General features: G+C 60.9%; 33 protein-coding genes and 1 tRNA gene. 29 read left to right on the top strand and 5 right to left on the bottom strand.

Going from position 1 to position 22338, the window contains the following annotated elements; translation table 11 throughout:
- Positions 1–61 precede the first annotated feature (61 nt).
- Together BLS51_RS00240 and BLS51_RS00235 are read right to left on the bottom strand one after the other, a co-directional pair.
- Positions 62–538 carry a hypothetical protein gene (locus BLS51_RS00240; protein WP_090180315.1) on the bottom strand — a complete coding sequence of 159 codons (477 nt, stop codon included), beginning with the start codon at positions 536–538 and terminating at the stop codon, positions 62–64.
- Between the two features lie 15 nt (positions 539–553).
- Positions 554–1300: a LexA family transcriptional regulator gene (locus BLS51_RS00235; RefSeq protein WP_090180319.1), complete on the bottom strand. Its 747-nt coding sequence runs from the start codon at positions 1298–1300 to the stop codon at positions 554–556.
- An 80-nt stretch (positions 1301–1380) separates the two neighbouring features.
- Here BLS51_RS00235 and BLS51_RS00230 point away from each other — a divergent pair, with 80 nt between their 5' ends.
- From BLS51_RS00230 to BLS51_RS00190, 10 genes are all read left to right on the top strand, one after another.
- Positions 1381–1626 carry a transcriptional regulator gene (locus BLS51_RS00230; protein WP_090180322.1) on the top strand — a complete coding sequence of 82 codons (246 nt, stop codon included), beginning with the start codon at positions 1381–1383 and terminating at the stop codon, positions 1624–1626.
- Complete coding sequence (locus BLS51_RS00225; RefSeq protein WP_139168619.1) at positions 1613–2242, top strand: hypothetical protein; 630 nt, start codon at positions 1613–1615, stop codon at positions 2240–2242. Before BLS51_RS00230 ends, BLS51_RS00225 begins: the two co-directional genes overlap by 14 nt.
- Before the next feature lie 271 nt (positions 2243–2513).
- Entirely contained in the window at positions 2514–2795 is a 282-nt protein-coding gene (locus BLS51_RS00220) for a hypothetical protein (protein ID WP_090180329.1), read from the top strand.
- A gap of 79 nt (positions 2796–2874) precedes the next feature.
- Positions 2875–3144, top strand: coding sequence for a hypothetical protein (locus tag BLS51_RS00215; RefSeq protein ID WP_090180332.1), 270 nt, complete (start codon positions 2875–2877; stop codon positions 3142–3144).
- 47 nt (positions 3145–3191) lie between these two features.
- On the top strand, positions 3192–3902 hold the full coding sequence (locus BLS51_RS00210; protein ID WP_217636418.1) for a phage antirepressor KilAC domain-containing protein: 711 nt from the start codon (positions 3192–3194) through the stop codon (positions 3900–3902).
- Between the two features lie 53 nt (positions 3903–3955).
- A complete protein-coding gene (locus BLS51_RS00205) occupies positions 3956–4195 on the top strand; it encodes a hypothetical protein (protein WP_090180340.1) in 240 nt (79 codons plus the stop codon).
- Positions 4196–4343: 148 nt separating this feature from the next.
- Positions 4344–4550 carry a hypothetical protein gene (locus BLS51_RS29125; protein WP_139168618.1) on the top strand — a complete coding sequence of 69 codons (207 nt, stop codon included), beginning with the start codon at positions 4344–4346 and terminating at the stop codon, positions 4548–4550.
- A complete protein-coding gene (locus BLS51_RS00200; RefSeq protein WP_090180344.1) occupies positions 4547–4888 on the top strand; it encodes a hypothetical protein in 342 nt (113 codons plus the stop codon). The genes BLS51_RS29125 and BLS51_RS00200 overlap by 4 nt, the downstream gene beginning before the upstream one ends.
- Positions 4885–5799, top strand: a complete 915-nt coding sequence (locus BLS51_RS00195) for a DNA cytosine methyltransferase (protein ID WP_090180347.1) — start codon at positions 4885–4887, stop codon at positions 5797–5799. Before BLS51_RS00200 ends, BLS51_RS00195 begins: the two co-directional genes overlap by 4 nt.
- Positions 5796–6272 carry a hypothetical protein gene (locus tag BLS51_RS00190; RefSeq protein ID WP_090180351.1) on the top strand — a complete coding sequence of 159 codons (477 nt, stop codon included), beginning with the start codon at positions 5796–5798 and terminating at the stop codon, positions 6270–6272. Before BLS51_RS00195 ends, BLS51_RS00190 begins: the two co-directional genes overlap by 4 nt.
- A 2-nt stretch (positions 6273–6274) precedes the next feature.
- Here the strand turns inward: BLS51_RS00190 and BLS51_RS00185 are convergent, their stop codons facing one another.
- Positions 6275–6688, bottom strand: coding sequence for a hypothetical protein (locus tag BLS51_RS00185; protein WP_090180354.1), 414 nt, complete (start codon positions 6686–6688; stop codon positions 6275–6277).
- 32 nt (positions 6689–6720) lie between these two features.
- On the opposite strand from BLS51_RS00185, the gene BLS51_RS00180 reads away from it, so the two are divergent.
- The 3 genes from BLS51_RS00180 to BLS51_RS00170 are packed head-to-tail and all read left to right on the top strand — an operon-like array spanning position 6721 to position 8026.
- Positions 6721–7158: a hypothetical protein gene (locus BLS51_RS00180; protein ID WP_090180357.1), complete on the top strand. Its 438-nt coding sequence runs from the start codon at positions 6721–6723 to the stop codon at positions 7156–7158.
- Positions 7155–7769 (top strand): hypothetical protein, encoded by a 615-nt coding sequence (locus BLS51_RS00175; RefSeq protein ID WP_090180360.1) that lies wholly within the window; start codon positions 7155–7157, stop codon positions 7767–7769. The genes BLS51_RS00180 and BLS51_RS00175 overlap by 4 nt, the downstream gene beginning before the upstream one ends.
- Before the next feature lie 8 nt (positions 7770–7777).
- Complete coding sequence (locus tag BLS51_RS00170) at positions 7778–8026, top strand: hypothetical protein (protein ID WP_090180363.1); 249 nt, start codon at positions 7778–7780, stop codon at positions 8024–8026.
- A gap of 4 nt (positions 8027–8030) precedes the next feature.
- On the opposite strand, the gene BLS51_RS00165 is transcribed toward BLS51_RS00170, so the two are convergent.
- A complete protein-coding gene (locus BLS51_RS00165) occupies positions 8031–8354 on the bottom strand; it encodes a hypothetical protein (RefSeq protein WP_090180366.1) in 324 nt (107 codons plus the stop codon).
- 30 nt (positions 8355–8384) lie between these two features.
- Here BLS51_RS00165 and BLS51_RS00160 point away from each other — a divergent pair, with 30 nt between their 5' ends.
- The 14 genes from BLS51_RS00160 (at position 8385) to BLS51_RS00100 (ending at position 19942) form a co-directional block, all read left to right on the top strand.
- Entirely contained in the window at positions 8385–8831 is a 447-nt protein-coding gene (locus BLS51_RS00160; protein WP_217636419.1) for a nuclease domain-containing protein, read from the top strand.
- Positions 8828–9172, top strand: coding sequence for a DUF1064 domain-containing protein (locus BLS51_RS00155; protein WP_229207453.1), 345 nt, complete (start codon positions 8828–8830; stop codon positions 9170–9172). Before BLS51_RS00160 ends, BLS51_RS00155 begins: the two co-directional genes overlap by 4 nt.
- A 24-nt stretch (positions 9173–9196) precedes the next feature.
- A complete protein-coding gene (locus BLS51_RS00150; protein ID WP_090285636.1) occupies positions 9197–12811 on the top strand; it encodes a DNA methyltransferase in 3615 nt (1204 codons plus the stop codon).
- Positions 12808–13902, top strand: coding sequence for a YdaU family protein (locus tag BLS51_RS30050; RefSeq protein WP_229207454.1), 1095 nt, complete (start codon positions 12808–12810; stop codon positions 13900–13902). The genes BLS51_RS00150 and BLS51_RS30050 overlap by 4 nt, the downstream gene beginning before the upstream one ends.
- Positions 13889–14668, top strand: coding sequence for an ATP-binding protein (locus BLS51_RS00140; protein WP_090180375.1), 780 nt, complete (start codon positions 13889–13891; stop codon positions 14666–14668). The genes BLS51_RS30050 and BLS51_RS00140 overlap by 14 nt, the downstream gene beginning before the upstream one ends.
- The gene (locus tag BLS51_RS00135; RefSeq protein WP_229207455.1) at positions 14665–14886 is read left to right on the top strand and encodes a hypothetical protein; all 222 of its coding nucleotides are present in this window, start codon (positions 14665–14667) and stop codon (positions 14884–14886) included. Before BLS51_RS00140 ends, BLS51_RS00135 begins: the two co-directional genes overlap by 4 nt.
- Positions 14874–15290, top strand: coding sequence for a hypothetical protein (locus tag BLS51_RS00130; protein WP_090180380.1), 417 nt, complete (start codon positions 14874–14876; stop codon positions 15288–15290). The genes BLS51_RS00135 and BLS51_RS00130 overlap by 13 nt, the downstream gene beginning before the upstream one ends.
- Positions 15291–15367: 77 nt before the next feature.
- Positions 15368–15901, top strand: coding sequence for a hypothetical protein (locus tag BLS51_RS00125; protein WP_090180383.1), 534 nt, complete (start codon positions 15368–15370; stop codon positions 15899–15901).
- A 52-nt stretch (positions 15902–15953) separates the two neighbouring features.
- On the top strand, positions 15954–16715 hold the full coding sequence (locus BLS51_RS00120; RefSeq protein ID WP_090180386.1) for a hypothetical protein: 762 nt from the start codon (positions 15954–15956) through the stop codon (positions 16713–16715).
- Between the two features lie 445 nt (positions 16716–17160).
- Entirely contained in the window at positions 17161–18711 is a 1551-nt protein-coding gene (locus tag BLS51_RS00115) for a recombinase family protein (protein ID WP_090180390.1), read from the top strand.
- Positions 18712–18928: 217 nt separating this feature from the next.
- On the top strand, positions 18929–19072 hold the full coding sequence (locus BLS51_RS29635) for a hypothetical protein (protein WP_175472471.1): 144 nt from the start codon (positions 18929–18931) through the stop codon (positions 19070–19072).
- Between the two features lie 117 nt (positions 19073–19189).
- A tRNA-Gly gene (locus BLS51_RS00110) sits at positions 19190–19263 on the top strand.
- Positions 19264–19304: 41 nt separating this feature from the next.
- Positions 19305–19613, top strand: coding sequence for a hypothetical protein (locus BLS51_RS00105; protein WP_217636420.1), 309 nt, complete (start codon positions 19305–19307; stop codon positions 19611–19613).
- Positions 19610–19942 (top strand): hypothetical protein, encoded by a 333-nt coding sequence (locus tag BLS51_RS00100; RefSeq protein WP_090180395.1) that lies wholly within the window; start codon positions 19610–19612, stop codon positions 19940–19942. Before BLS51_RS00105 ends, BLS51_RS00100 begins: the two co-directional genes overlap by 4 nt.
- Positions 19943–20185: 243 nt before the next feature.
- Here BLS51_RS00100 and BLS51_RS00095 read toward each other — a convergent pair whose 3' ends face one another.
- The gene (locus BLS51_RS00095; protein WP_090180403.1) at positions 20186–20458 is read right to left on the bottom strand and encodes a hypothetical protein; all 273 of its coding nucleotides are present in this window, start codon (positions 20456–20458) and stop codon (positions 20186–20188) included.
- A 64-nt stretch (positions 20459–20522) separates the two neighbouring features.
- Here BLS51_RS00095 and BLS51_RS00090 point away from each other — a divergent pair, with 64 nt between their 5' ends.
- Both BLS51_RS00090 and BLS51_RS00085 read left to right on the top strand, forming a co-directional pair.
- Positions 20523–21071, top strand: coding sequence for a helix-turn-helix domain-containing protein (locus BLS51_RS00090; RefSeq protein ID WP_139168617.1), 549 nt, complete (start codon positions 20523–20525; stop codon positions 21069–21071).
- Positions 21055–22338: a terminase large subunit domain-containing protein gene (locus BLS51_RS00085; protein ID WP_090180408.1), complete on the top strand. Its 1284-nt coding sequence runs from the start codon at positions 21055–21057 to the stop codon at positions 22336–22338. Before BLS51_RS00090 ends, BLS51_RS00085 begins: the two co-directional genes overlap by 17 nt.

Genomic DNA, 22338 nt, shown 5'->3' with positions numbered 1-22338 from the left:
TGATGAGTAGATTGTATGAAAAATTGACAACTGGAAATCTATCCAATTGTTGCAGATTTGGCTATCGATTATCGCAAATAGCCTTCCAGTGATCTTCGAACACTTCACCGCGTGCTCGCGCGAGTCGTGATGACTCGGACGGCATCGGAATTTCGGGATTTGCCTGACGGATTGTTGCCAAGACCTTGTTATACGCAATTTGCTTGTCGAGTATTGCGATAACTTCCTCGTGCGACTCCTCGCCCAGCATGCCAGCGCCTTCAAGGTAGATGATCCTATTGTGCGGACCTGCGATAAAGCGCTTAAAGCCACCGTAGCCGCCCATGCCATTTTTGGCATTCACTTCGCCGCAATGCCAACTCTCCTTGCCTATGCGTTCGTGCCGGAATTGTGCGCTTGCCGGATCGTTCAGCTGGTCTGCTACCAGTTGCCGCGTCTTGGGGAAAACAAACCAATCATCATACTTTGCTGCGATGGTGAATCCAGCGGCCACCGTAGCAAAAGCGGTAGCAGCAGCGACAAGGGCAACTCGATTCATTAACCCTCCAATGCCTTATAGGCGGTCGCGGAAATTCTTCGGTGTGAAGTGCACAATGCGCCCGACAACGATGCAATCCGATCCCCGGCAAGGCACTGGCTTGAACTCTGGATTGTCAGATGCGAGATACCATTCACGGCGCTCGTAGAGAAGACGCTTGATCACCGCTTGGCCTTCGTAGTTCATGGCGAAGACGCCACCATTTTTGCGAACCTTATCGCCCGTGTTTACTACCGCTATGTCGCCTTCGTACAGCAATGGCTGCATGCTGTCGCCCTTGACCTTCACGGCAACGAGCGCTGCCGGGTACAGATCATTCTCCTCCAGCCACTGGCGAGGCACATGGTGTTTCCCACCGTCATAGTCTAATGGTTCCAGAATGACGCGATCTACACCAGCCTGCACGTCGATGGAAACCATGCGGATTTCAACGCTGGGTACCGCATGATCGTCGTCATCCGTGACCGAGCGCGCACCAGGCATTTCGCCTGCAGCCTGAGACGCCTCGTTGATCTGAGCCGCGATAGTGGGGCTGAAGTCGACCACAGCTACCCCGAGGCCGCGCGCGAAGGCGGTAGCAGCTTTGATGTTCAGTGGGCGCCGTGCGAGGAGGTATTGGGAAACCATTCCCTGAGTACCCAGCTCGAACTGCGAGCCGAACTCCGACTGCGAAATCTTCGGCTCGCGTCTATCGAACAACGCCTTGAGACGATCTGCATCGGCGATCTGCCATTGTTCTAGGGGCTTGGGGTCTGCTTTCATGCGCGGAGTATAGCAATGCTATTAATTGTCGCAACGAGCAATGCTATTGACTTATGTAATAGCGGTGCTATTATTGCGCCATGGACCTGAAAAACTACTTCTCAAGCTCGGACACCACCAAGGCTGCCTTCGCTCGTTCGATTGGTGTCTCGTCAGCGCTGCTTCATCAGTGGATCGAAAAGATCCGCCCAGTCGCCCCTCAACATTGCCCACAGATCGAGGCGCAGACCAGTGGAGCAGTTACTCGCGCCGACCTTCGGCCAGATGACTGGCATTTGATCTGGCCCGAACTCGCCACTACCGGAGAACCCCATGAACATCAATGACCCTCGCGATGAAGCGATCCTCTCGCTTGTCGCTTCAATTCGGCAAAGCGATACAAATCGTAACGCTATCGAATTGGCGAATCGCGCCGAGGCGATAGTGCGCTGCACCCAGGGTGCGCAGAAGCTGGCGGCGCAGCTCAATGAAGCCATGGCGGAAAAGGCTCGGGCCGACAGCATCGAGTCGGCGCACAAATGGATGAAAGAACACATGCCGAAATCGGTCTCGACCTTCGGCGGCAGCGACGGAGTGTTCGGTTGGACCGGCACCGACGCCGCTGGCAATCGCGTGACCTGGAAGGTTGAGCCGCCAGCGGCGGCTGTAGTGGGCGAGGGCAATGCGCCGAAGTCGTCAACTGAAACAATGAAGGCTTTCGCCGATTTCGCACCGACCGTGACCGCCGCAGCCGAGAAGCGCTTCGCAGCTGATCCGTTCGCGCGGACGTTTGAGGTGTTGCCCGGCGAGGACGCGATCACGATCAAGCTATATCCGCGCCTTGGTTCCGTCCAATATCTAGTCAGCGCCACAGGGCCACGGTCGGCTGCGATCAAAGTCGAAGCGGCTCTACCGAAGTTCGTCCAGGTTGAACGCCTGGCCGAGTGCGAGCCCGGATCGTAAGCATGTAAATCGTTAGCCCGGACATCTCTTGAATGTCCCATAGGCGGGCATGCACCTCCGCCACACGACCATCGCCATAAGTGATGAGGTCGCCGACAGATGGTGTCGGTGCCTTTAGAGGCCAGCCAGAAGTAGGTTTGTCGTCGATTTGAAGCTGGACCTTGTACGAAATAGTGTCGTCTGCCATGGGAGATCCCTTCGTAAATTGTTGTTGGGGAATAGCAATTTAACACGATGGAATCTCCCGCCCGAATATTTGAAAGGAAGCTTGATGAGCAACCACGAAACCCTGGCCGCCGCGCTGTTGGCCGCATTCAACCTGGATGCCGACAAGGCTGATCCAGCAGTCGTTGCCGGCGCTGCCGCTGGCGTGCTCGTGGCGCTGCAAGAGCCGCTGCTGACCGAGCTGCGCAAGCAGACCACGCTGCTGGAAGTGCTGGCGAAGCAGGGCGACCGCGCGTTGCACGTCGGTATAAACGGCACCGCATACGGCATCACCTCGGCCGCCGCAACCGTTGCGACCGGCGCTGCCGCATCCGGCCTGCCGGGCTGACAAGCACCACCACCAAATTCGCACGACCTGAATCATTTGCATCACCTGAAAGCCTGAATCACTTTTATAGGAAACCACCATGAACACCAAGATGCCGAAACCCCGCGTCCTCGTCGCGAAAGCACTTTTTAACGAGGATGAGTACCGCGACTTCAGCCAGGCCTGCGCCGATGCCGGGGAGTCGCAAAGTCGGACGCTGCGCGGTTTGGCGAACGACTGGGCGGCCCGTTTTCGCAATGATAAGCAACGCCGCGCGCAGGCGGAATGGCCTAAAGCCGGCCAGAACATGGCCATGTTGCTGCCTGGGCGCGCGAACTTCGCGCAGCCGCGCCACCACATGCGCATGTGAATCCTCGGCCAGCCAGTCGCCTACGCCGCCAACGTAAAGGAGCCACCGTGAACCTGACCAGAAACATCGCACCAACCATGAGCAGCCGCTTGATCGCGGAACTGACAGGCAAGCGCCACGACAACGTGCTGCGCACTTGCCGCGATCTACGCGCTGCTGGGGTGTGTCCTCAAATCGAGGAGACCCCATACAAGCACCCGGCCAATGGCGAGACCTACACCGAGTACCTGCTGGAAAAGCGGGACAGTCTGGTGCTGGTGGCGCGGTTGTCGCCGGAATTCACCGGCGCCGTGGTCGACCGCTGGCTCGCGCTGGAAGCCGCCGCAACATCGCCGGCCGTTCCAGCGCTTCCCGACTTCACCAACCCTGTGACCGCCGCGCGCGCCTGGGCGGATGAAGTCGAGAAGAAGCAGGTGCTGGAGCATCAGCTGGCCGCCGCCGCGCCGGCGCTGGAGTTCGTGGACCGCTACGTCGACGCGTCCGGCCTGCTCGGTTTCCGCCAGGCGGCCAAGGTTTTGAAGATCAAAGAGAACACCTTCCGAGAGTTCCTGCTGGAGAAGGGCATCGCCTACCGCCTCGGCGGCGAGCTTGCGCCGCGCGCGGAGCACCTGAACGCGGGCCGGTTCGAGGTTAAGGCGGGCGTCTCGAAGCATAACGAACACGCGTTCAACAGCATGCGCTTCACGACGAAGGGGTTGCACTGGGTGGCCGGCGAGTTCGCCAAGCACCAATTGGCCGCGCAATTGCACCACCACTGAATCCGGGATGCCGTGCCCCGACGAGCACGGCGACATAAAAAATGGAGAACCCAATGTCATTAGCAGCAGAAGCCCAACCGGGCGCCCCAGCTTTCCTGGACACCCTGATAGCAAACCTGAAACTGAAGAACGACGCCGACCTGGCGCGCGCCTTCGAAGTTGCGCCACCGGTGATCAGCAAGATCCGCCACCGCAAGCTGCCGTTCGGCGACAGCATGATCCTGAAAGCGCACGAGAAGTTCAACTTCGCCGTCGCCGACATTCGTGCGGGCCTGGCTGGGAAAGCGACTTAAGGCGCGCAGACAAAAAAATGGCCGCATTTACACGCGGCCGAATATTAGGGTTGCTACGCGGAAAATCTTAACACGATTGCGCTAAGGAAATCTTACTTTGCGGAAGTTGGTTGCGCCAACGCAACGAACGAGTCTACCAGAGGATCACATGTCCACAACTACACAACATGGACCGGCGCCAGCACAGACTGGCACGCCGGAAGCCACCGCCTTGCGCAAACTTGGCGATTGGCGAGAAAAAGACCGCGCGCACCTGGCGCAGAAGGCCGACCGCGACGCCCAACGCGCCGAGTACCGCGCCCGTCAGGACCTGCGCGGTGCCGCCGACAAGCTGAGCGGGAGCGGACAGCCATGACGATCACCGTTTTTCCACCGAAAGGCAGCCGCTCGCACGCGCTGCTGGTCGCCCTCCAGCAGGGCCCGGCCACATTCTATCAAGCCTGCGAGCGCGCCGGCTTCGACATCGAGGACTCGCGCCTCGAAGAAGCGCTGCGCCACATCTTCGACCACATGATCGGCGGCAATGTACGCCTGGTCGGCATCACGTACCACCTGACCGCTGAGGCGCGCACTGCGCTGGGCGAACTGCAGCCGACGCCATACTGCGGACAGCTTGCCGGGCCAGCATATCGCGGCATTCCTCACCCGACGACCGTCTACATCACCCGTCGTCCGGAAGGAGCGCGGGCATGATCGCGATCGATCTGTTCGCCGGCGCCGGCGGATTTTCTACGGGCGCGCAGATGGCCGGCGTTGATGTCGCGTGGGCTGCCAACCATTGGCCGGCGGCCGTAGAAATTCACTCGCAAAACCATCCCCACGCCCAGCATGCGTGCCAAGACCTGCACCAGACCAACTGGCGCGACGTGCCGGCACATGACCTGCTGATGGCGTCGCCGTGCTGCCAGGGTCACAGCAAGGCACGCGGCAAGGAAAATGGAAACCCGCAGCACGACGCCAGCCGGTCGACCGCGTGGGCGGTTGTTTCGGCTGCCGAATATCACCGCCCCGAATTCCTGCTCGTTGAGAACGTGCCGGAGTACGTATCGTGGTCGCTGTATCCGGCGTGGTGCTTGGCGATGGAGGCGCTGGGGTACAGCCTCACTCCGATGATCGTCGATGCCGCTGATCACGGCGCGCCGCAGCACCGCAGCCGCCTATTCATTGCCGGCGTGCGCGCGAAGCATCCGTTGTGGCTGGATGTGCCGAAGCGCGCGCACATCCCGGCCAGCAGCTTCATCGATTTCGGTGCCGGCAGCTGGCAGCCGATCGAGAAGCCGGGCAGGGCGGCGGCCACGCTCGAGCGTATCGCGGCCGGCCGGCGCGCGCACGGCGATCGGTTCATTTCCAGCTACTACGGCAACGAGAGGGGCGGTCGCTCGATTGCACGGCCGATCGGCACCATCACCACACGCGATCGCCACGCGATCATCGATGGCGCCCGCATGCGGATGCTGTCCGCCCAAGAGTGCCGCGCGGCCATGGGCTTCCCCAGCGATTACATCTTGCCATCGGCGCACCGCGACGCTGTCCACATGCTGGGCAACGCCGTGTGCCCTCCGGCGGCGCGCGACATCATTCTTGCCATGAGGGAGGCGGCGTGAACGGCGCGCAACTCGCGTTCGACTTCGGCGCGCCGACGGCCGTTGCGCCGGTGAGCCGGAACTGTGTTGCGCGCGATGCAGAGGAGGGAGCGGAGGCGCGTGCCTACTGGCGGGTCGGCATGGTCACGAGCATGCCGCTGTGGGCGGAGGTCCAGGACAGCACGCAAAAGTATACGCAGATGCTACCAGGCGTGGTCGAGGGGATAGACGGCGACCGCGCAGCGGTCCGTATCTACGCGGCACCGGAGTATGGCTACTGGCTGGAAGACTATCCGATCCACAAGAAGCTGGCCGTGAATGTGCCGCTGCGCGACCTCGGTCGCTACGCCCTCAACGCGGGATTGGAGCGCGTGGTTGCCGCCGGTCTGCTCGCAACTGGCGATGCCGCGTTGGCCGCCGAGGTGCGTGCACATCACCGGAACGCGATGTCGGGCTTCACGCACGAGCGTGAGATGGGGCTGGTGGCTGCGTGAAGTCAGCGTTCATCAGCAATATTGTAGACCTGGCGCAGACGGATAGCCGCAGGATTCACGCATTCCATGCAGGCGCCCCAATCACCTCCGCGCACTGTCGAGATACTCCAGTTGCAGCCCATCTCGTCGCGCGCGTGCCAATAGACGCCGCCAAATACCGCATCGGCGCAGTCGGCGCATTGGTCGGCTGCCTGGTGAATCAGGTTTTGCAGTTGATCTTTTGTGCGGATTGGTCGGCCGTCAGCACCAATTTGTGCCTCCAGGTGCTGCCGTGCGTCGACTTCAGCGTCGGCTCGATCTTTAAAGCTGATGAGGGACGAATCGGATTTCACCAGAGAAAACGAGGCGTCGCGGCAAGTGATTACCCAGTTCCATCGTCCCTTTTCGTTTTCAACTGTCTGTATCGCAATGTCCATTTCGCCTCCATTGTTAGAAAGGCAAATATATCATGATCTACGACCTCTCCCGCGCGGAGCGCCAGCACCGCGCCATTGCCAACGAAAAGCCGGGCCCGGTGCTGGAATCGAAGCGCTGCGCCTGCAGCAAGGCCTCGCCGGCAAAGGTGTTGGCACAGTACGGCAAGTGCCACGGCTGCCAGCTGGCAGACCGCATCGCCACGCTGCACGACGGCGACTTGGAGATCCTGCGCCACATGGTCGGCGCCACCGATCACCACCCGCGTGCGCGATGGGGTTTCCGCAACGAATACCTGGTGAACCGCCGCGACCTCCCATCGATGGAGCGCTTGGCCGCCGCTGGTTTCGTGCGCGCCGGCGCCGAGCTGCTCCAGCTGCAGTACTTCCACGCCACGGTCGCCGGTTGCAAGCTGGCCGGCCTGTCAGCGAAGCGCACTGAAGTGGCGCTCTCGCTGGGAGCGCGGCCATGACGGTCAAGTCGCAAACGGCAGTCGTCTACCAAGGTGGTCGGCGCCGCTGGTTCTCGCTGGCGGCAGCGTGCCGCGCTGAAGCGTCCAGCATTGCCAATAAATTCTGCGACTGCGAGGAAGGCGACCAAGTAACGCCGCCGATCAACTGCCGCTTGCACGCTGACCCAGTGCGCCGCGAGCGTCTGCTCAAATGGCTGGCCGCCCGACTACTCCAGCAGCACCAGGTCGAGCCTGTCGTCGTTGCCGCGCCGGAGCAGCGCGCACTCGCTGCGTGTCGCGAACTGGTTGCTGCTGGCGCCGAGGTCAAGCGCTTGTCGAAACTGATCGGCGAGGGCATCGGCAATTGCCCGCTGCTGCTGGACCCTGCCGAATATGGCCCGAAAGGTCCGGCAACTCACTTGTCGAAAGCCTACGCTGCCGAAGAGATTGATAACGACCACTCCTACGGCACGCACAAGGAATGGCTTAGCCGCGCCGAGGTGTTGGAAATCCTGAGCGAGTGCCCGCACTGCATGGCTGCGCATCTGGCGATCCAGGAGCGTAAAGTCGCACGGCAGCGGCTGGGCCGGGCGCGCCGTGCGGTGTCGATGATCGGGAGGGCCGTACCTTGAACACTCGGATGCTATCGATCGACGATCCACGGCGCAGCATCACCTATACCGTCGATATCCCGATGGATATGGGGCCGTTTCACTACTTTGCGGCCGCTGCTCGAATTCTGGTTGCCGAACGTGAGGCTGAACTAGAACGATTCGCCATCTCGGGCGCCATGCCGCGCGACCTGTGCGTCGTCGTCTCGCAGTTCATCGCTATCACGCCGGGCGCTTCGCTGGGCCTGGCTGTACAGCAGCCGTGGAGGGTGAATTAATGGCTCACTGTTTGAAGAATGCAGCCACCGATACCACAAGTGCTAGGAGCGATACAAAGGCGGCGAAGAGGGCGGCTCGGGCTGACGTGCCTGACGTTTTTGCCGATTCAACTGCTGCAGTTGCTGAGACTTCCGCCGCGTCTGCATTACGTTTGGCGATCTCCAAGTGTTTGCGCTCAGCGGCGTCACGCGCGGCTGTTTCGAACTCGTCGATCCACTCTTGGATATACGGGCCATTCTCGTTAAAGGCAAAGCTTGCGACATTTCCGCGCGCCCAGTGGATGCCCATCTCGTCGCATCGGGCGCGCATGCGGTCTCGTTGGTGCATTCGAACTCCTTTCGAAATGGAAATCTTAGCATGATGCGCCGCTCCCCCATAAAGCCCGGCACCGCGCCGATGAAGCGCACCGCGTTCGCGCGCGGCGAGCGCATCGAGGCCCGCGAGGTGACGAAGACCATCACCAAGGCCGCGCGCGGCCGCAGCCTCAGGACCAAGGGCCCGAAGATGACGCCGATCCGGAAAGCGGCGCGTGGCCAGGACTGCACCATCGTCCTGCCGGGCGTCTGCAACCGCGACCCAGCAACGTCCGTCCTCTGCCACAGCAACGAGCTGGCGGATGGCAAGGGCATGGGCCTGAAGGCTCCGGACACGGCGGCGGCGATCGGTTGCAGCGCCTGTCACGACGTGCTTGACGGCCGCCGGCCGCGCCCGGCATGGCTGACGAAGGACATGGTGCTGGCGGCATTCCGGGGCGGCATCGAGCGCACACACCAATTTTTACGCACGAAGGGATTGATCGAATGATGCAGAAGCGATTGCAGGCGCTTGGCCGCCTGAAGGTCGGCGCCATGAACAAGACGGAGCAGGCCTATGCCGCGCTGCTGGAGCGCCGGCGCGCGGCCGGAGAGATCCTCTGGTTCAAGTTCGAGGGCCTGAAGTTTCGCCTGGCGGACAACACGTTTTACACGCCGGATTTCGCGGTGATGCTGGCCAGCGGCGCCATGGAAGCGCACGAGGTCAAAGGCGTCTGGCAGGACGACGCCCGCGCCAAGATCAAGATCGCCGCCGATATGTACCCGTTCCGCTTCCTGGCCATCAAGGCGAACCGGAAGACGGCCGGCGGCTGGGACATCGAAGAATTTTAACAATACAAACTACACGGACAAAATATGAGCGCATTTAGCACTGAAGAACAAAAACTGCTGGTCCAGGCCGATTACGGCCAGTTCCTGCGCGAGAAAATCAAACTGGCGCAGAAGAAGGGCTTCGACGTGCCACTGGAGCAGATCCACCCGGGCCTGAAGCCGCACACGCGCGACATCGTGCGCTGGGCGCTCGCCGGCGGCCAGCGCGCTATCTTCGCGTCGTTCGGCCTGCACAAGACCAGCACCAATCTGGAAGTGATGCGCCAGATCGGCATCCACCGACCGGGCGGAGTCCGCGGCATCGTCGCGCCGCTGGGCGTGCGGCAGGAGTTCTCGCGTGAGGTTGCGAAGCGTTTCACCGGCGGCCAGGCGGTCGACCTGCGCTTCATCCGGACCGACGCCGAAATCGATGACCCGGCCACTATCTACATGACGAACTACGAATCGGTCCGTGAGGGCAAGGTCGACGTCAGCAAGTGGCGCGCGGCCGGCCTGGACGAGGCCAGCGTGCTGCGCAGCTACGGCAGCAAAACCTATCAGGAGTTCCTGCCGATGTTCGAGGGCGTCGAGTTCAAGTTCGTCTACACGGCCACGCCAAGCCCGAACCGCTTCAAGGAGCTGATCCACTATGCCGGCTACCTGGGCGTCATGGACACTGGGCAGGCGCTGACGCGCTTCTTCCAGCGGGACAGCGAGAAGGCCGGCAATCTGACCCTGTATCCGCACAAGGAACATGAATTCTGGCTCTGGGTGGCCAGTTGGGCGGTGTTCATCCAGCGCCCGAGCGATCTTGGCCACTCGGACGAGGGCTACGACCTGCCGCCGATCGAGGTGCGCTACCACGAGGTGCCAAGCAACTACGAGACTGCTGGCGCCGAGAAGAACGGGCAGGGCCTGTTGATCCCGAACGTGGCCATGGGCTTGTCCGCTGCCGCCGGCGAGAAGCGCGACAGCATGGGTGCGCGCATTGCCAAGGTCGCGGAGATCATCGCGGCGGATCCGGAGGATCACTTCATTATCTGGCACGACCTGGAGGACGAGCGCCACGCCATCCAGGCGGCGATCCCGACAGCAGTGAGTGTCTGGGGCACCCAGGACATCGACGAGCGCGAGCAGCGTATCGCTGACTTCAGCGACGGCAAGTTCCCGCTGTTGTCGACGAAGCCGATCATCGCCGGCTCCGGCTGCAACTTCCAGGTGCACTGCCACCGCGAGATCTTCGCGGGCATCGGGTTCAAGTTCAATGACTTCATCCAGGCGATTCACCGCGTGCAGCGCTTTCAGCAGACGCATCCGGTGATCATCGACATCGTGCACACCGAAGTCGAGCGCAAGGTGCTGGCCGACCTGCAGGTGAAGTGGCAGCAGCACGACGAGATGCAGGCCAAGATGAGCGAGATCATCCGCACCTACGGCCTCGACCAGCTGTCGATGCAGGATTCGCTCGCGCGTACGATCGGCGTGCAGCGCCAGGTGGCCGTCGGCGAGCATTTCCACGTGGCGCACAACGACTGCGTGCTGGAGGCGCTGGAGCAGCCGGAGAGTTCCGTCGGCATGATCGTGACCTCGATCCCGTTCGCCAACCATTATGAATACTCGCCGAGCTACAACGATTTCGGCCACACGCAGGACAATGCGCAGTTCTGGCGCCAGATGGACTTCCTGACGCCGCAGCTGCTGCGCATCCTGCAGCCGGGCCGTATCTACGCTTGCCACGTCAAGGACCGCATCCTGTTTGGCAACGTCACCGGCGCGGGCATCCCGACTGTCAGCCCATTCCACGCGGAGGCGATCTTCCACGCCCAGCAGCACGGTTTCGACTACATGGGCATGATCACTGTCGTGACCGACGTGGTGCGCGAGAACAACCAGACCTACCGCCTTGGCTATTCCGAGGTCTGCAAGGACGGCACGAAGATGGGCGTCGGCTCGCCGGAATACGTGCTGCTGTTCCACAAGCCGCAGACTGACCGCTCACGCGGCTACGCGGACGTGCCAGTGACGAAGGCCAAGCCGCTATGCGCCGATGCCGCCACTGGCGCGGCCGTGCCGTTCGACCGCAAGCTTGCGCCGATCCCGGGCACTGGCTACAGCGTGGCGCGTTGGCAGGTGGACGCTCACGCATTCTGGCGCTCCAGCGGGGACCGACTGCTGGGCGCGGCCGAATTGGCGGCATATGGCCCGGGCAAGCTGGCCAAGCTGTTCACCGAACTGTCGCTGACGAATGTCTATGACTACGAACTGCACGTCGGCACCGGCGAGCAGATGCTGGCCAACAACGCGCTGCCGGCGACCTACATGAGCCTGGCGCCGGGGAGCAGCGACCCGATGGTTTGGCACGACATCGTGCGCATGCGTACCCTGAACGGCGAGCAGTCGGCGCGCGCGGTCGAGAATCACGTGTGCCTCGCTCGCGGCTCACTGGTGCTGACTCGACGTGGCTTCGTGCCAATTGAGCGGGTCGTCATCGGCGACGAAACCCTGACTCACCGGGGGCGCTGGCGCAAGGTGCTGGTGGTTGCAAACACCGGCGTGCGCCCTGTAGTCGACCTGCGCGCACAGGGCGTTGGTTCGCTTACGCTGACTCCGGAGCACAAAGTGTGGGCACGGAAGTCGGACTGGGTGAGGGCGCGTGACGGCGCAATTCGTGCGGCCCCGTCGTGGATTGCCGCAGAAGAGTCGGTGGGTGGCTATGTCAATCTCCAGTTGCCGCCGGTCGAAGATGCGCTCCTCGATGAGGCTGAGTGCTGGCTGGTCGGGCGCTGGCTCGCCGACGGGCATGTTGGGACTCGGGGTGATTTTTATGTGAGCATCGGACCCGATAAGCTTGATGATTTTATGCGGCAGGCAGGGGCACGTGCGGGAACGAGCCGCGTCGGCACCGCAGTTCAAATCCGTCTCAAAGGGCTGACGGACTCCATGAAGGTGATGCTGCAGCGCTGCGGCAGTGGTGCAGGAGGGAAGCAGGTCCCTGTCGAGTTACTGGTATTGCCGCTGGAGAAGGCTCAAGCCGTTCTTGCCGGCTACCTGAGTGGAGACGGACATTTCCTGCCAGAGCGCAATCGCTGGGTCGCATCCAGCGTGTCGCGAGCCTTGCTGCTGGGCGTCGCCATGCTCGCGCAGCGTGTCCACGGTACGGTAGCAAGCGTCTACGCCGGGCGCGCAGCAGGCAAGACTACCATCCAGGGGCGTGAGGTGAACGTCCGCGCTGATTGGATTCTCGCCTTTGACATTCCAGGCACTCGCCGGCAAAAGCACCTCATTCTCGATGATGGAGCCTGGAAGCTTGTTCGTAGTGCGGCACCTGCGGGCACCGCCGAAACCTGGTGTATCAAGGTGGACGAAGATGAGAGCTTCACCGCCGAAGGCTGCATTGTCGCGAACTGCCCGTTCCAGATCGATATCGTGGACCGCTTGATCAACCGCTACACCAACCAGGGCGACGTCGTCTACGACCCGTTCCATGGCCTGGGCACGGTCGGCGTGCGCGCTGTCAAGCTGGGCCGCCGTGGTGCTGGCTCGGAGTTGAATGCCGGCTACTTCCGCGACCAGGTGCATTACCTACAGCTGGCCGAGCGCGAGGTGAGCATGCCTATGTTGTTCGATATGGTGGCGCTGGACATGGAGAACGAGAAGTGAATTATTACCCGTTTCACATTGGCGATTTCCGCTCCGGCACCGTGCACATGTCCCGGCTGGCGCGCTGGATCTACCGGGACATGATGGACGTGTACTACGACTCGGAGAAGCCGCTCACGCTGGATTTCGAGGCGCTGTGCGACCAGATTGGCGTGGAGTCAGCGGAAGAGCGCACCGTGGTCCAGAAGCTGTTGCGCTTCAAGTTCGCTCAGACAGAGGATGGCTACCGCCACGACATCTGCGATGCGGTGATCGCGGAATACCGCGTGAAGGCCGAGACTGCAAAATCCAACGGAAAGTTGGCGGCCGCTGCGCGCTACAAGGGTGGCGAATACATGGCGGCACCAGGGTCGCTCTATGCTGTCCGCATAAACCCGGACTGGGTGAAGGTCGGTATCAGCGCGAACATGCGAAGCAGATTGAACCAGCTGCGCTCGAAGTACGGCAAGCAAGTTGCGATGATCCACCAGGTGCCCGTATCGCACATGGGCAACGCGGAAGCAGAGTTGCTTCAGATTTACGAAGAGACACGTAGCGGCGAAGAAGTGCCGGTGCCCGTCGCATCAGAGCATCAATTGAAGTCGCATATGGATCAGATAGGTGTCGCATACACAGTCGCATCCGTGTCGCATAGCGGATCGCATACTAACCAAGAACCAATAACCAATAACCATATTAAAACCTCTTCGTCGGAACAAAGTCCCGACAAGCAGGCCGGCGCTGATCTGGATGCCAGCAAGGTCGAGAAGAAGCCGAAGCACACCCCCGAAGACGAAGCATGCGCGCAATGGGTCTTCGATCGCATCCGGAAAAGCAACCCCGACCACAAGCCGCCGAACATCGGCTCCTGGGCTGGCGACGTGCGCCTGATGCGCGAGCGCGACGGCCGGACGCACCGAGAGATCTGCGAGCTGTTCGGCTGGGCTCAGGACGACGATTTCTGGCGTTCGAACATCCTCTCGCCGGCGAAGCTTCGCGAGAAGTGGGACCAACTGACGATCAAACGCGGCACGCCGCAGAAAGGACAGAAACATGGCAACTTCGCCTCGCAGGATTACCGGGCAGGAATCGCTCCCGATGGCTCGTTCTGACGGCCGGCCGCGCTACTTCAGCGCGCTGCTGGAGCGCTGCGAGCAGCACGGCGAGTTCACGTCGATGCTGCTGGCTAGCGGCTGGTCGACCTGCGTTGCGTGCGCCAAGAGTTCGGAAATGGCCGCAGCAAACGCCGGAAACGAGGCCTGGCGCCGCGAACTGTCCGCGAGGGAGTGGGAGGCTCGTCTCGGGCGCGCGGCGATCCCTGAGCGCTTCGCAGACCGCCGTCTCGACACGTACCGGCCAACGTGCCCGGAGGGCCAGCAGGCGCTCCAGGTGGCGCAGCGCTACGCCGATAACTTCGGCGCCGTTCGCAAGGCAGGTGCTTGCCTGATCTTTTGCGGCGACATCGGCACCGGCAAAACTCACTTGTCTGTCGGCATCGCGCATGCGGTGCTGGAGCAGGGCGGTCAGGCCGTGTTCACCTCGGTGCGTGCCGCCGTGGGTGCGGTCAAGGAAACTTGGGAGCGCGGAGCTGCGAAGACGGAACCGCAGGTCCTGCGCGAGCTCATCTCCCCCGATCTGCTGATCCTCGATGAGGTCGGTGTGCAGTTCGGCAGCGACACCGAAAAGCTGATCATGTTCGACATCATCAACGGCCGCTACGAGTCGCGCCGGCCGACGATCATCATCAGCAACCTGGCGCTGGGCGAGCTGGAGAAGTACCTCGGCGCGCGCGCGGTCGACCGGCTGCGCGAGGGTGGGGGCAAGGTGGTGGTGTTCGACTGGGAATCGTATCGTGGTCGACGGGAGGCGCTAGCATGAGCAAGGACGACAACAAGGCCGTGGTGACGCTGATGCCGCAGGCGGAGAAGAATGCGCGGCGCGCCGAACTGGAAAAGACCGCACGGCACTTCCGCGACAACATCGACCTGCACCGCGAAATGGCGACGCTGCTCGCGCAGATAACCCGCGCCAAGTACCTCGCGCTGGTCGAGCAGGGCTTCAGCGAAGACCAGGCGCTGAGCCTGTGCCGGAGCTGACCATCGGCGCCATGTACCTGAACCCGCTCGCGCGCTTGGCCAGCAAGCAGCTGGTCGGCCAGGAGGAGGGCGACAAGACCGCGCTGCTGGTGCTGATCGCGCTCGACGCAGCCAAGCGCGGCGAGGCGCCGGCCAGCCTGGCCAACACGCTGACCGAGCACCTGCTGACCAGCGCGGCGGTCTGGTCGCAGCAGGGCAATCGCCGGTTGTACGAGGTGGCGGTCAAGGCGTGGACTGCGTTGCTGAAGGCGTGTGCGCGTCCGACGGAGCTGCTGGACCTGACCACCGGCGAGTACGCGGCGATCCGGCTGGCGATCAGCTACTACGTGCGCGCGCTGCCTCATCTCGAAGTCGGCGCGCTGGCGGCCGGCTATGCGAAAGCGCTCCAGCAGCTGCGCGGGTGATGACGTTGTTATCTCGACAGTCTAGCGCTCCGGAAATTACTGTGTTAACGTCCAGTCACACACCTTGGAGCACGACAATGGGCTTTGCCGACCGATACCTTCACGCCGTCAATTCGACTGACCTGCGCGACGACGAGCACCACCACGCCACTGATGCGCTTTGCGCGGCGGCGCTGGCCGACACCGCCGGCGCCGGCATTGGTGCGCTACTGTCGCGCGTGAAGTACGCCGACGGCACGCAGCACAAGCTGTTCGAATCGGGCAGCGCCAACCTTGCGCAGTTGCTGCGGATCTGGACGGTGCGGGTGATCGAGAAGGGCCGCGAACGGAAGTGGGTCAAGATCGGCAATGCCTGGGACGGGCAGGCAGCAGAAGCTTTATACCGCCGCGTGGCCGAACGGTCACTGGCGCACTGGCTGGATGGCAAGTGCCCGGCCTGCTCGGGTAGCGGCAACACGCCGGACCGCCGCATTTGCGTTCCGTGCAAAGGTAGTGGCAAGAGCGAGGTGAGTGGCCAAGGCTTCGAGCGCGAGCGCGTGCTTGACATGGTCAGCGAACTGGAAGGGCTCCTCCATGCGCATAATGCACGTGCTGCTGGGAAATTGCGATAACATTACGGAATTCACGCGGCGTTAGTTTTAGGTTCTGATATCAGATCATCTAATGGATTCCTCCTATTTTCAGAAGTTCTATGAGTTCGAGCTCGAGCAACGGAATGTTGCAACCTCAATGGTGAACACGCCCCTAGTGGCTTTTACAGGGCTCGCTAGCGGTACATCAATCATCGTGGTCGATTATCAATACGCCAAATCATGGGGCTGCTACTTGTTCTGCGCATTTATTGCCATAACTGTCGCAGCACTTCTCGTTGGGATTTACTACATGGGCCGGTCGTTGATCGTTGAGTCGTACCAGAAGCTACCGAATCTCAAAGCACTCAAAGAGCACAGTGATCGGCTTCGCGAGTACTGGTCAAAACAAAACTTGCCTGATGACGAGGCGAGCAAGAAAGCATCAGTTGATTTTCAGGAATACATGAATGATCAGTTTGCTACAGCGGCATCCTGGAACAGTCGAATTAACGTGGGGCGCGGAGCTAGGCTCCATCGGGCCCTAATTTCCGCTGCAATAGCAGCTGCGGCGCTTGTCCCATCTGCTGGCCTGTACGTTTATAATAAAGCATCAGCTACAGACAAAGCCTATAATGTTAAGGTGCTGGATGGTCAGCCGACTAATTCTATCCAAATATTTGCGGAGCCTAATATGTCTCAAAAATCGAGTGGTCAAAACGGCCCTACCCAGAATTCTTCCCCGAATCAACCAAGCCCCCAGCCTTCGGCCCCGATTGCAAAGCCCGTTGGCCCTGCAAACGAGTTTTTCAAGAGCACGACCATTCCAGACCGCTTGGTAAAAAAGGATAAATAGCGATCGGCGTGAGTTGCGCGCCTTGCGATTTCGAGTTGACAATCCGTTTTTTGTACGTTAACGTCGCCGCTACACACTCACTGCGTGTCGTAATGCAGGCTTTAAGCCTCACCGCTAGCAGCGATTCAAGGCTTGCACCAATCCATTGATGCTTGCGCTCGTGTCTACCGCTCACCCCACAGATAGCGCCGGAGTTCAAACCCGCGATATGTATAAGTTGCGTTGCTTGATAAATCTCAAGTTCCGACCTATTACTGATGATACAGTTCTCTTGTGGACATTCGAACGTATCAATTCTGCCTCGCTGCGAAAGCCCTTGCCGCCACACACGGCAGATACTTCGCAGGCGCATTTCTCTTCGAGAACGGCGTAAGCATCGAAATTGCCCTGGCGACACTAGCGCGTTGTGCTATCGTGCTCCACGACCAGCAGATCGGGGTGCCGCATGGCGAACAAGACCAACCAGGGGCCGGCCGGCACGCGTGTTAGGCAAGGTGTTGCTCTGTACATGCGCATGTCGACAGACGGACAGATAGGATCGATTCCGACGCAACGCATAGCGCTGACGGCCTATGCGCGACGCCACCGCATGGAGATCGTGAAGGAATACACCGATTCAGGGAAGAGCGGTTTGACGATCAAGCAGCGGAAGGGCTTGCTGAGCTTGATCCATGACGTCACTAGCGGTGCAGGAGTTCCCTTCCAGGCGGTCCTTGTGTATGACGTCACGCGATGGGGGCGATTTCAAGACCCTGATGAGAGCGCTCACTACGAATTTATTTGCAAAAACGCAGGGATCAAGATCCTCTACGTCGCCGAGCAGTTCAACAATGATGATTCGCTCGCAAGTCTGATATTGAAGACAGTAAGTCGCGTGCGCGCAGCCGAAGATAGTCGGGAGAAATCTGCAAAGGTCGTCGCCGGTCAGGCGCGGCTGGCGAGGCAGGGGTTTAAGCAGGGCGGCCCGGCCGGTTATGGTCTGCGACGAGTGTCGTTGGAAAAAAATGGCAACGTCCGCCGCGAGCTAGCGAACGGCGAACGCAAGTCGGCGCTGACCGACCGGGTGGCGCTTGTTCTCGGGCCGGAACACGAAATTGCCGTGGTGCGTAGAATCTACGACTGGTACCTCGCTGGCGATTTGCAGGATGCCGCCATTTCGCGGGCGCTCAATGCTGAAGCAATTCCGACGGAATATGGACTTGGTCGTACTTGGACCGCTCCCATCGTTCACAGGATTCTGACAAGCGAGAAATACATCGGAACCGCGATCTACAACCGGACCACGCAGAGAATGCAGACCGTCGCGGTGCGTACGCCAGAGAGCTCCTGGATCCGGAAGCGCAATGCGTTCCCGGCACTCATAGACGTTGCCACGTTCCAGCGCGCCCAAGAGCTTCGCCGATGCCGAGGGCGAGGCATCCCCACCGAAGTCCTGCTAGACATGCTACGCATGCTCTACCGGGAAAACGGGAAGGTGTCGACTGACCTCATCAATCAGGATCCCCGCGTGCCCAGTGCGACGACATTCACCAACAGGTTCCAAAGTTTGACAAAGGCGTATTTCCTTGCGGGCGTCGCGCCGCACCCGCGCGGAGTACGTCATGTTGAGAAATACAGGAAGACGGAGGCGGTGAGGTCGAGGATATTCCTGGAAATCTGCGAGTGCGTAGTTGCCGCAAACGTCAGCCTCGAACCAGGCCACAGCAGAAATACATTCGTTCTAAATGGTCGCATTCAGGCCCAGGTGATCGTAAGTCGGGCGGAGCGATTCAATCGCAGCGCAAAAGTAAACCGGTGGTGCTTCCCAATCGATAAGCGATTGGGCACTCAGTTTCTGATAGCCGTGCAGCTGGAGCCGGACGACACGGGAGTGCGGGCAGTGTATCTGTTCGACCTTGCATCGATTGACGTGCCGGTCCTATTGATGCGCGAGGAAAGGCCAGACGAGTTTATTGATAATCACTACCCTGACCTGGCTGCGATTTTCGGGTATTGACATGAGCTATCGAGTACGTTAACGTGCAGTCTTACACACTCACCGCACTCGTAATGCAGGCCTTGCGCCTCACCGATAGCAGTGATTCGAGGCTAGCACCAACATCGTTTGATGCTTTCGCTCGCGTGTACCGCTCACTTCGCAGATAGCGCTGGAGCACAAACCGAACCGCCCTCGTGGCGGTTTTTCTATTCCGCGCCTGATTTGCGAGGCTGCCATGGAATCTGTTCCAACATCCTCTGACTATCTTGCCCGCATCCGCTGGGTGCGCATGTGCATGGCGCTGCTGGTGCTGCAAGATGATTTCGGCGTGGCGCGTGAGATCGCCGCGACGATGCCGCGCAAAGGCGCGCGTTGGTAAGAATTCGCCGCACCTGCGTTAATCCCGAAGCCACGGCAGAGGATGAGACCGCAGGGCGGCAATATGCAGCACCAGTTTCAACGCGGTTCAGGCCTGGGCGATCCCGGGCGCCGCAGTGCGGGCGTAGCTCAATGGTAGAGCTGCCGCCTTCCAAGCCGATGACGAGGGTTCGATTCCCTTCGCCCGCTCCAGGTTCTCCCGTTCATCCCTGATGGACCTTCGCCGCCTCCGGGTGGCTTTTTTATTCGAGGTGGCCATGGCCAAATTCCGCAAGAAACCGGTGGTCATCGATGCCATCACCTTCGACGAGCTGATGCAGCACGGCCGCGAGAACACCGCGCACGTCGGAGACACATCGCTGCCTGGTGACTTCGTCTACCAAGGCTGCCAGGTGGTCCGTGAGAACGATGCCTCGTACATCGTCCTGACACTCTCAGGCAATCACACCATCACGCCGGGCGTTGTGCTGGTGACTGGTGTTGCTGGTGAGCTGTATCCGTGCAAGGCCGACATCTTCGGCCAAACGCACGAGCCGGCATGATCATGCGCGACATCGTCTCGCCACACCAGATCTACCCGGCGCTCCAGGCGCTGCTCGGCCTGCCTGATCACTGCGTCTCGTTCGAGCTGCGCGTCGCGGCTGAAAAGTTTGGCGTCACCGTCACGTGCGAGCACTACGTCGCGCTCGACGCGCCAGGATTGAAGCAGCTGGAGTCGGTGCTCAGCGAGTACGAGCTGGTGCGCAAGCCGGCGCCCGCTGTGGGCGATGGCGCCGAATTCCAGGTTGTCGACTTCGATGCCTGGATGCGCCAGCGCACCGAGCGCGCGCACGCCGAGTTCATGACCCGCACCTCGCGGTTGCCAGCGTGAGCATGCTCGCCATCATGATGATCCTATGGGGTGTTGACCGCCCCGCGCCGGTGCCGCGTGCACCGGACTCCCCGAACATGGCCACCTGGCCATACAAGTAACACGTGCGGGCCGTCCATCGCGCTCCAGCGGGCGGGCTACGAAAAGCGGGCGCAGATCGCTGACGAAACATGACCGGGTGGCTCCGACCTCCAGGTGCAGACAATCGCACCTGGAGGTGTCAGCCCGGAGCGGGCGGCGACATCAATGAGCGTGACGTTCGTACAGCGTCACGCTATCGGGATCTAGCAGTTGTTCGCGAAGTTTTGCGTAATTTACGCAGTGGTGGCTGAACCCACCCGGAGATTTCAGTGTCAGCATTAAGTCGCCGTCCGCATGCAGGTGCGCAGATCCCTCGTTTAGCTTGAATTGCACACCCACCACTGCGCTCAAGATTAAGGCGCGTTCGTTGGCGGTAAAGGCATGTGTGAATCCCCAAGGCATATCGACCTCTTGCAGTGATACCAGGTAGCTCATGTTCTCTCCGTGATGACGGGCGCGCTGAGGGGCGCGCGAAATTACATGTTACCAGAGGGCAACCATGGGTCGAAAGTCATCCCTGACAGAAAAGCAGTGGTCGGAGATCGAGCGGCGCCTGATCCAAGGTGAGACGGCGAGGGGACTGGCCCGTGAGTTTGGAATCTCGGAAGCCGCAATTCGCAAGCGCTTTGGTACGCAGACGAAACAGATTAAAGACGTTGCAAATCAAATGGTTGCGGCTGAAACGGCGTTCGCCGCTTTGCCGATAAGTGCGCAGATAAGTGCGCGCACTTTGGCCGATGAGCTTAAAGAAGTGTCGATGCATCTGGCCAAAGCGGCCAAGTACGGCGCCGCAACCGCGCACCGGTTGGCCGGCATCGCACACGCCAAGGTTGCCGAGATTGACGACGCAGCGCCGCTCGATGATAAAAGCCGCATGGCCCTGGGCGACATCGCCGTGCTGACCAAGATGGCGAACGGCTCCGCTGAGATCGGCCTGAATCTACTGAAGGCGAACAAAGAGGTGCCGGGTGCCGACGATGTGCCGACGCCGGTCCAGATCGTGATCGGCGTGAAGGATGCGGCGAAGCGTGATGACACCCCAGCTTGAACTGAACATCCCGCAGGCAGCGTTCCTGAACCTGCCGCACAAGTACAAGGCCTACGTAGCCGGCTTCGGCTCAGGCAAGACCTTCGTCGGCTGTATCGGCATGTGCATGCACTTTTGGCAGTGGCCGGGCATCAGCCAAGGCTACTTCGCACCGACCTACCCGCAGATCCGCGACATCTTCTATCCCACGATGGAGGAGGTCGCGGACAAGATGGGGCTGCGCATCAAGGTTAAGCAGGGCGACCACGAGGTGGAGGTATATCAGGGGCGACTGTATCGCGGCACGGTCATCTGCCGGTCGATGGAGAAGCCGGAGACGATTGTCGGCTTCAAGATCGGCCACGCGCTGATCGACGAGCTGGACGTGATGCCGATGAAGAAGGCCGAGACGGCTTGGCGCAAGATCATCGCGCGGATGCGCTACAACGTACCCGGGCTGTTGAATGGCATCGACGTGACGACCACGCCCGAGGGCTTCAAGTTCGTCTACCAGCAGTTCGTGAAGGCGCTGCGCGACAAGCCGGAGCTGGCCGCGCTGTATGGGCTGATCCAGGCCAGCACGTTTGACAATGAACTGAACCTACCGGCGGACTACATCCCGTCGCTGCTGGCTAGCTACCCGCCAGCACTGATCGACGCGTACCTGCGGGGCAAGTTCACGAATCTGACCAGCGGCAGTGTATATCCTGACTTTGACCGAGTGCAGAATCGCTCGACTGCGATCATCCTGCCTGGCGAGCCGCTGCAGGTGGGGCTGGACTTCAACGTGCAGAATATGACCGCATGCATCAACGTGGTCCGCGAGGGCCTGCCGCTCACGCTGGCCGAGCGCGTGAAGGTGCGCGACACGCCGGCCATGGCGCGGATATTGAAGGAAGACTTCAAGGATAAGGGCCACCAGGTCAAGATTTTCCCGGACGCGTCCGGGCAGAACACCAGTAGCAAAAACGCCAGCGAATCGGACCTGTCGATCCTGCGCGCGGCCGGCTTCCAGATCGAGGTCGACCACTCTAACCCAGCAGTGAAAGATCGGGTCAACGCGTATAACGCGATGATCCTGAACGCCGACGGCGTGCGCCGCTGGAAGATCAACACCGACACCTGTCCGACGACCACCGAAGCGTTGGAGCAGCAGGTGTGGGGCGCTGACGGGCAGCCTGACAAGAAATCTGGCCATGACCATCCGAATGACGCAAATGGGTATTACCTCGTGAAGCGGTACCCAATCGTGAAGCGCGAAACCTCGGTGACTTCGCTTCGCATGTAA

The organism is Duganella sp. OV510, from assembly GCF_900100205.1.
Taxonomy (GTDB): domain Bacteria; phylum Pseudomonadota; class Gammaproteobacteria; order Burkholderiales; family Burkholderiaceae_D; genus Rugamonas.
This window is presented reverse-complemented; position numbering and strand designations above follow the sequence as displayed.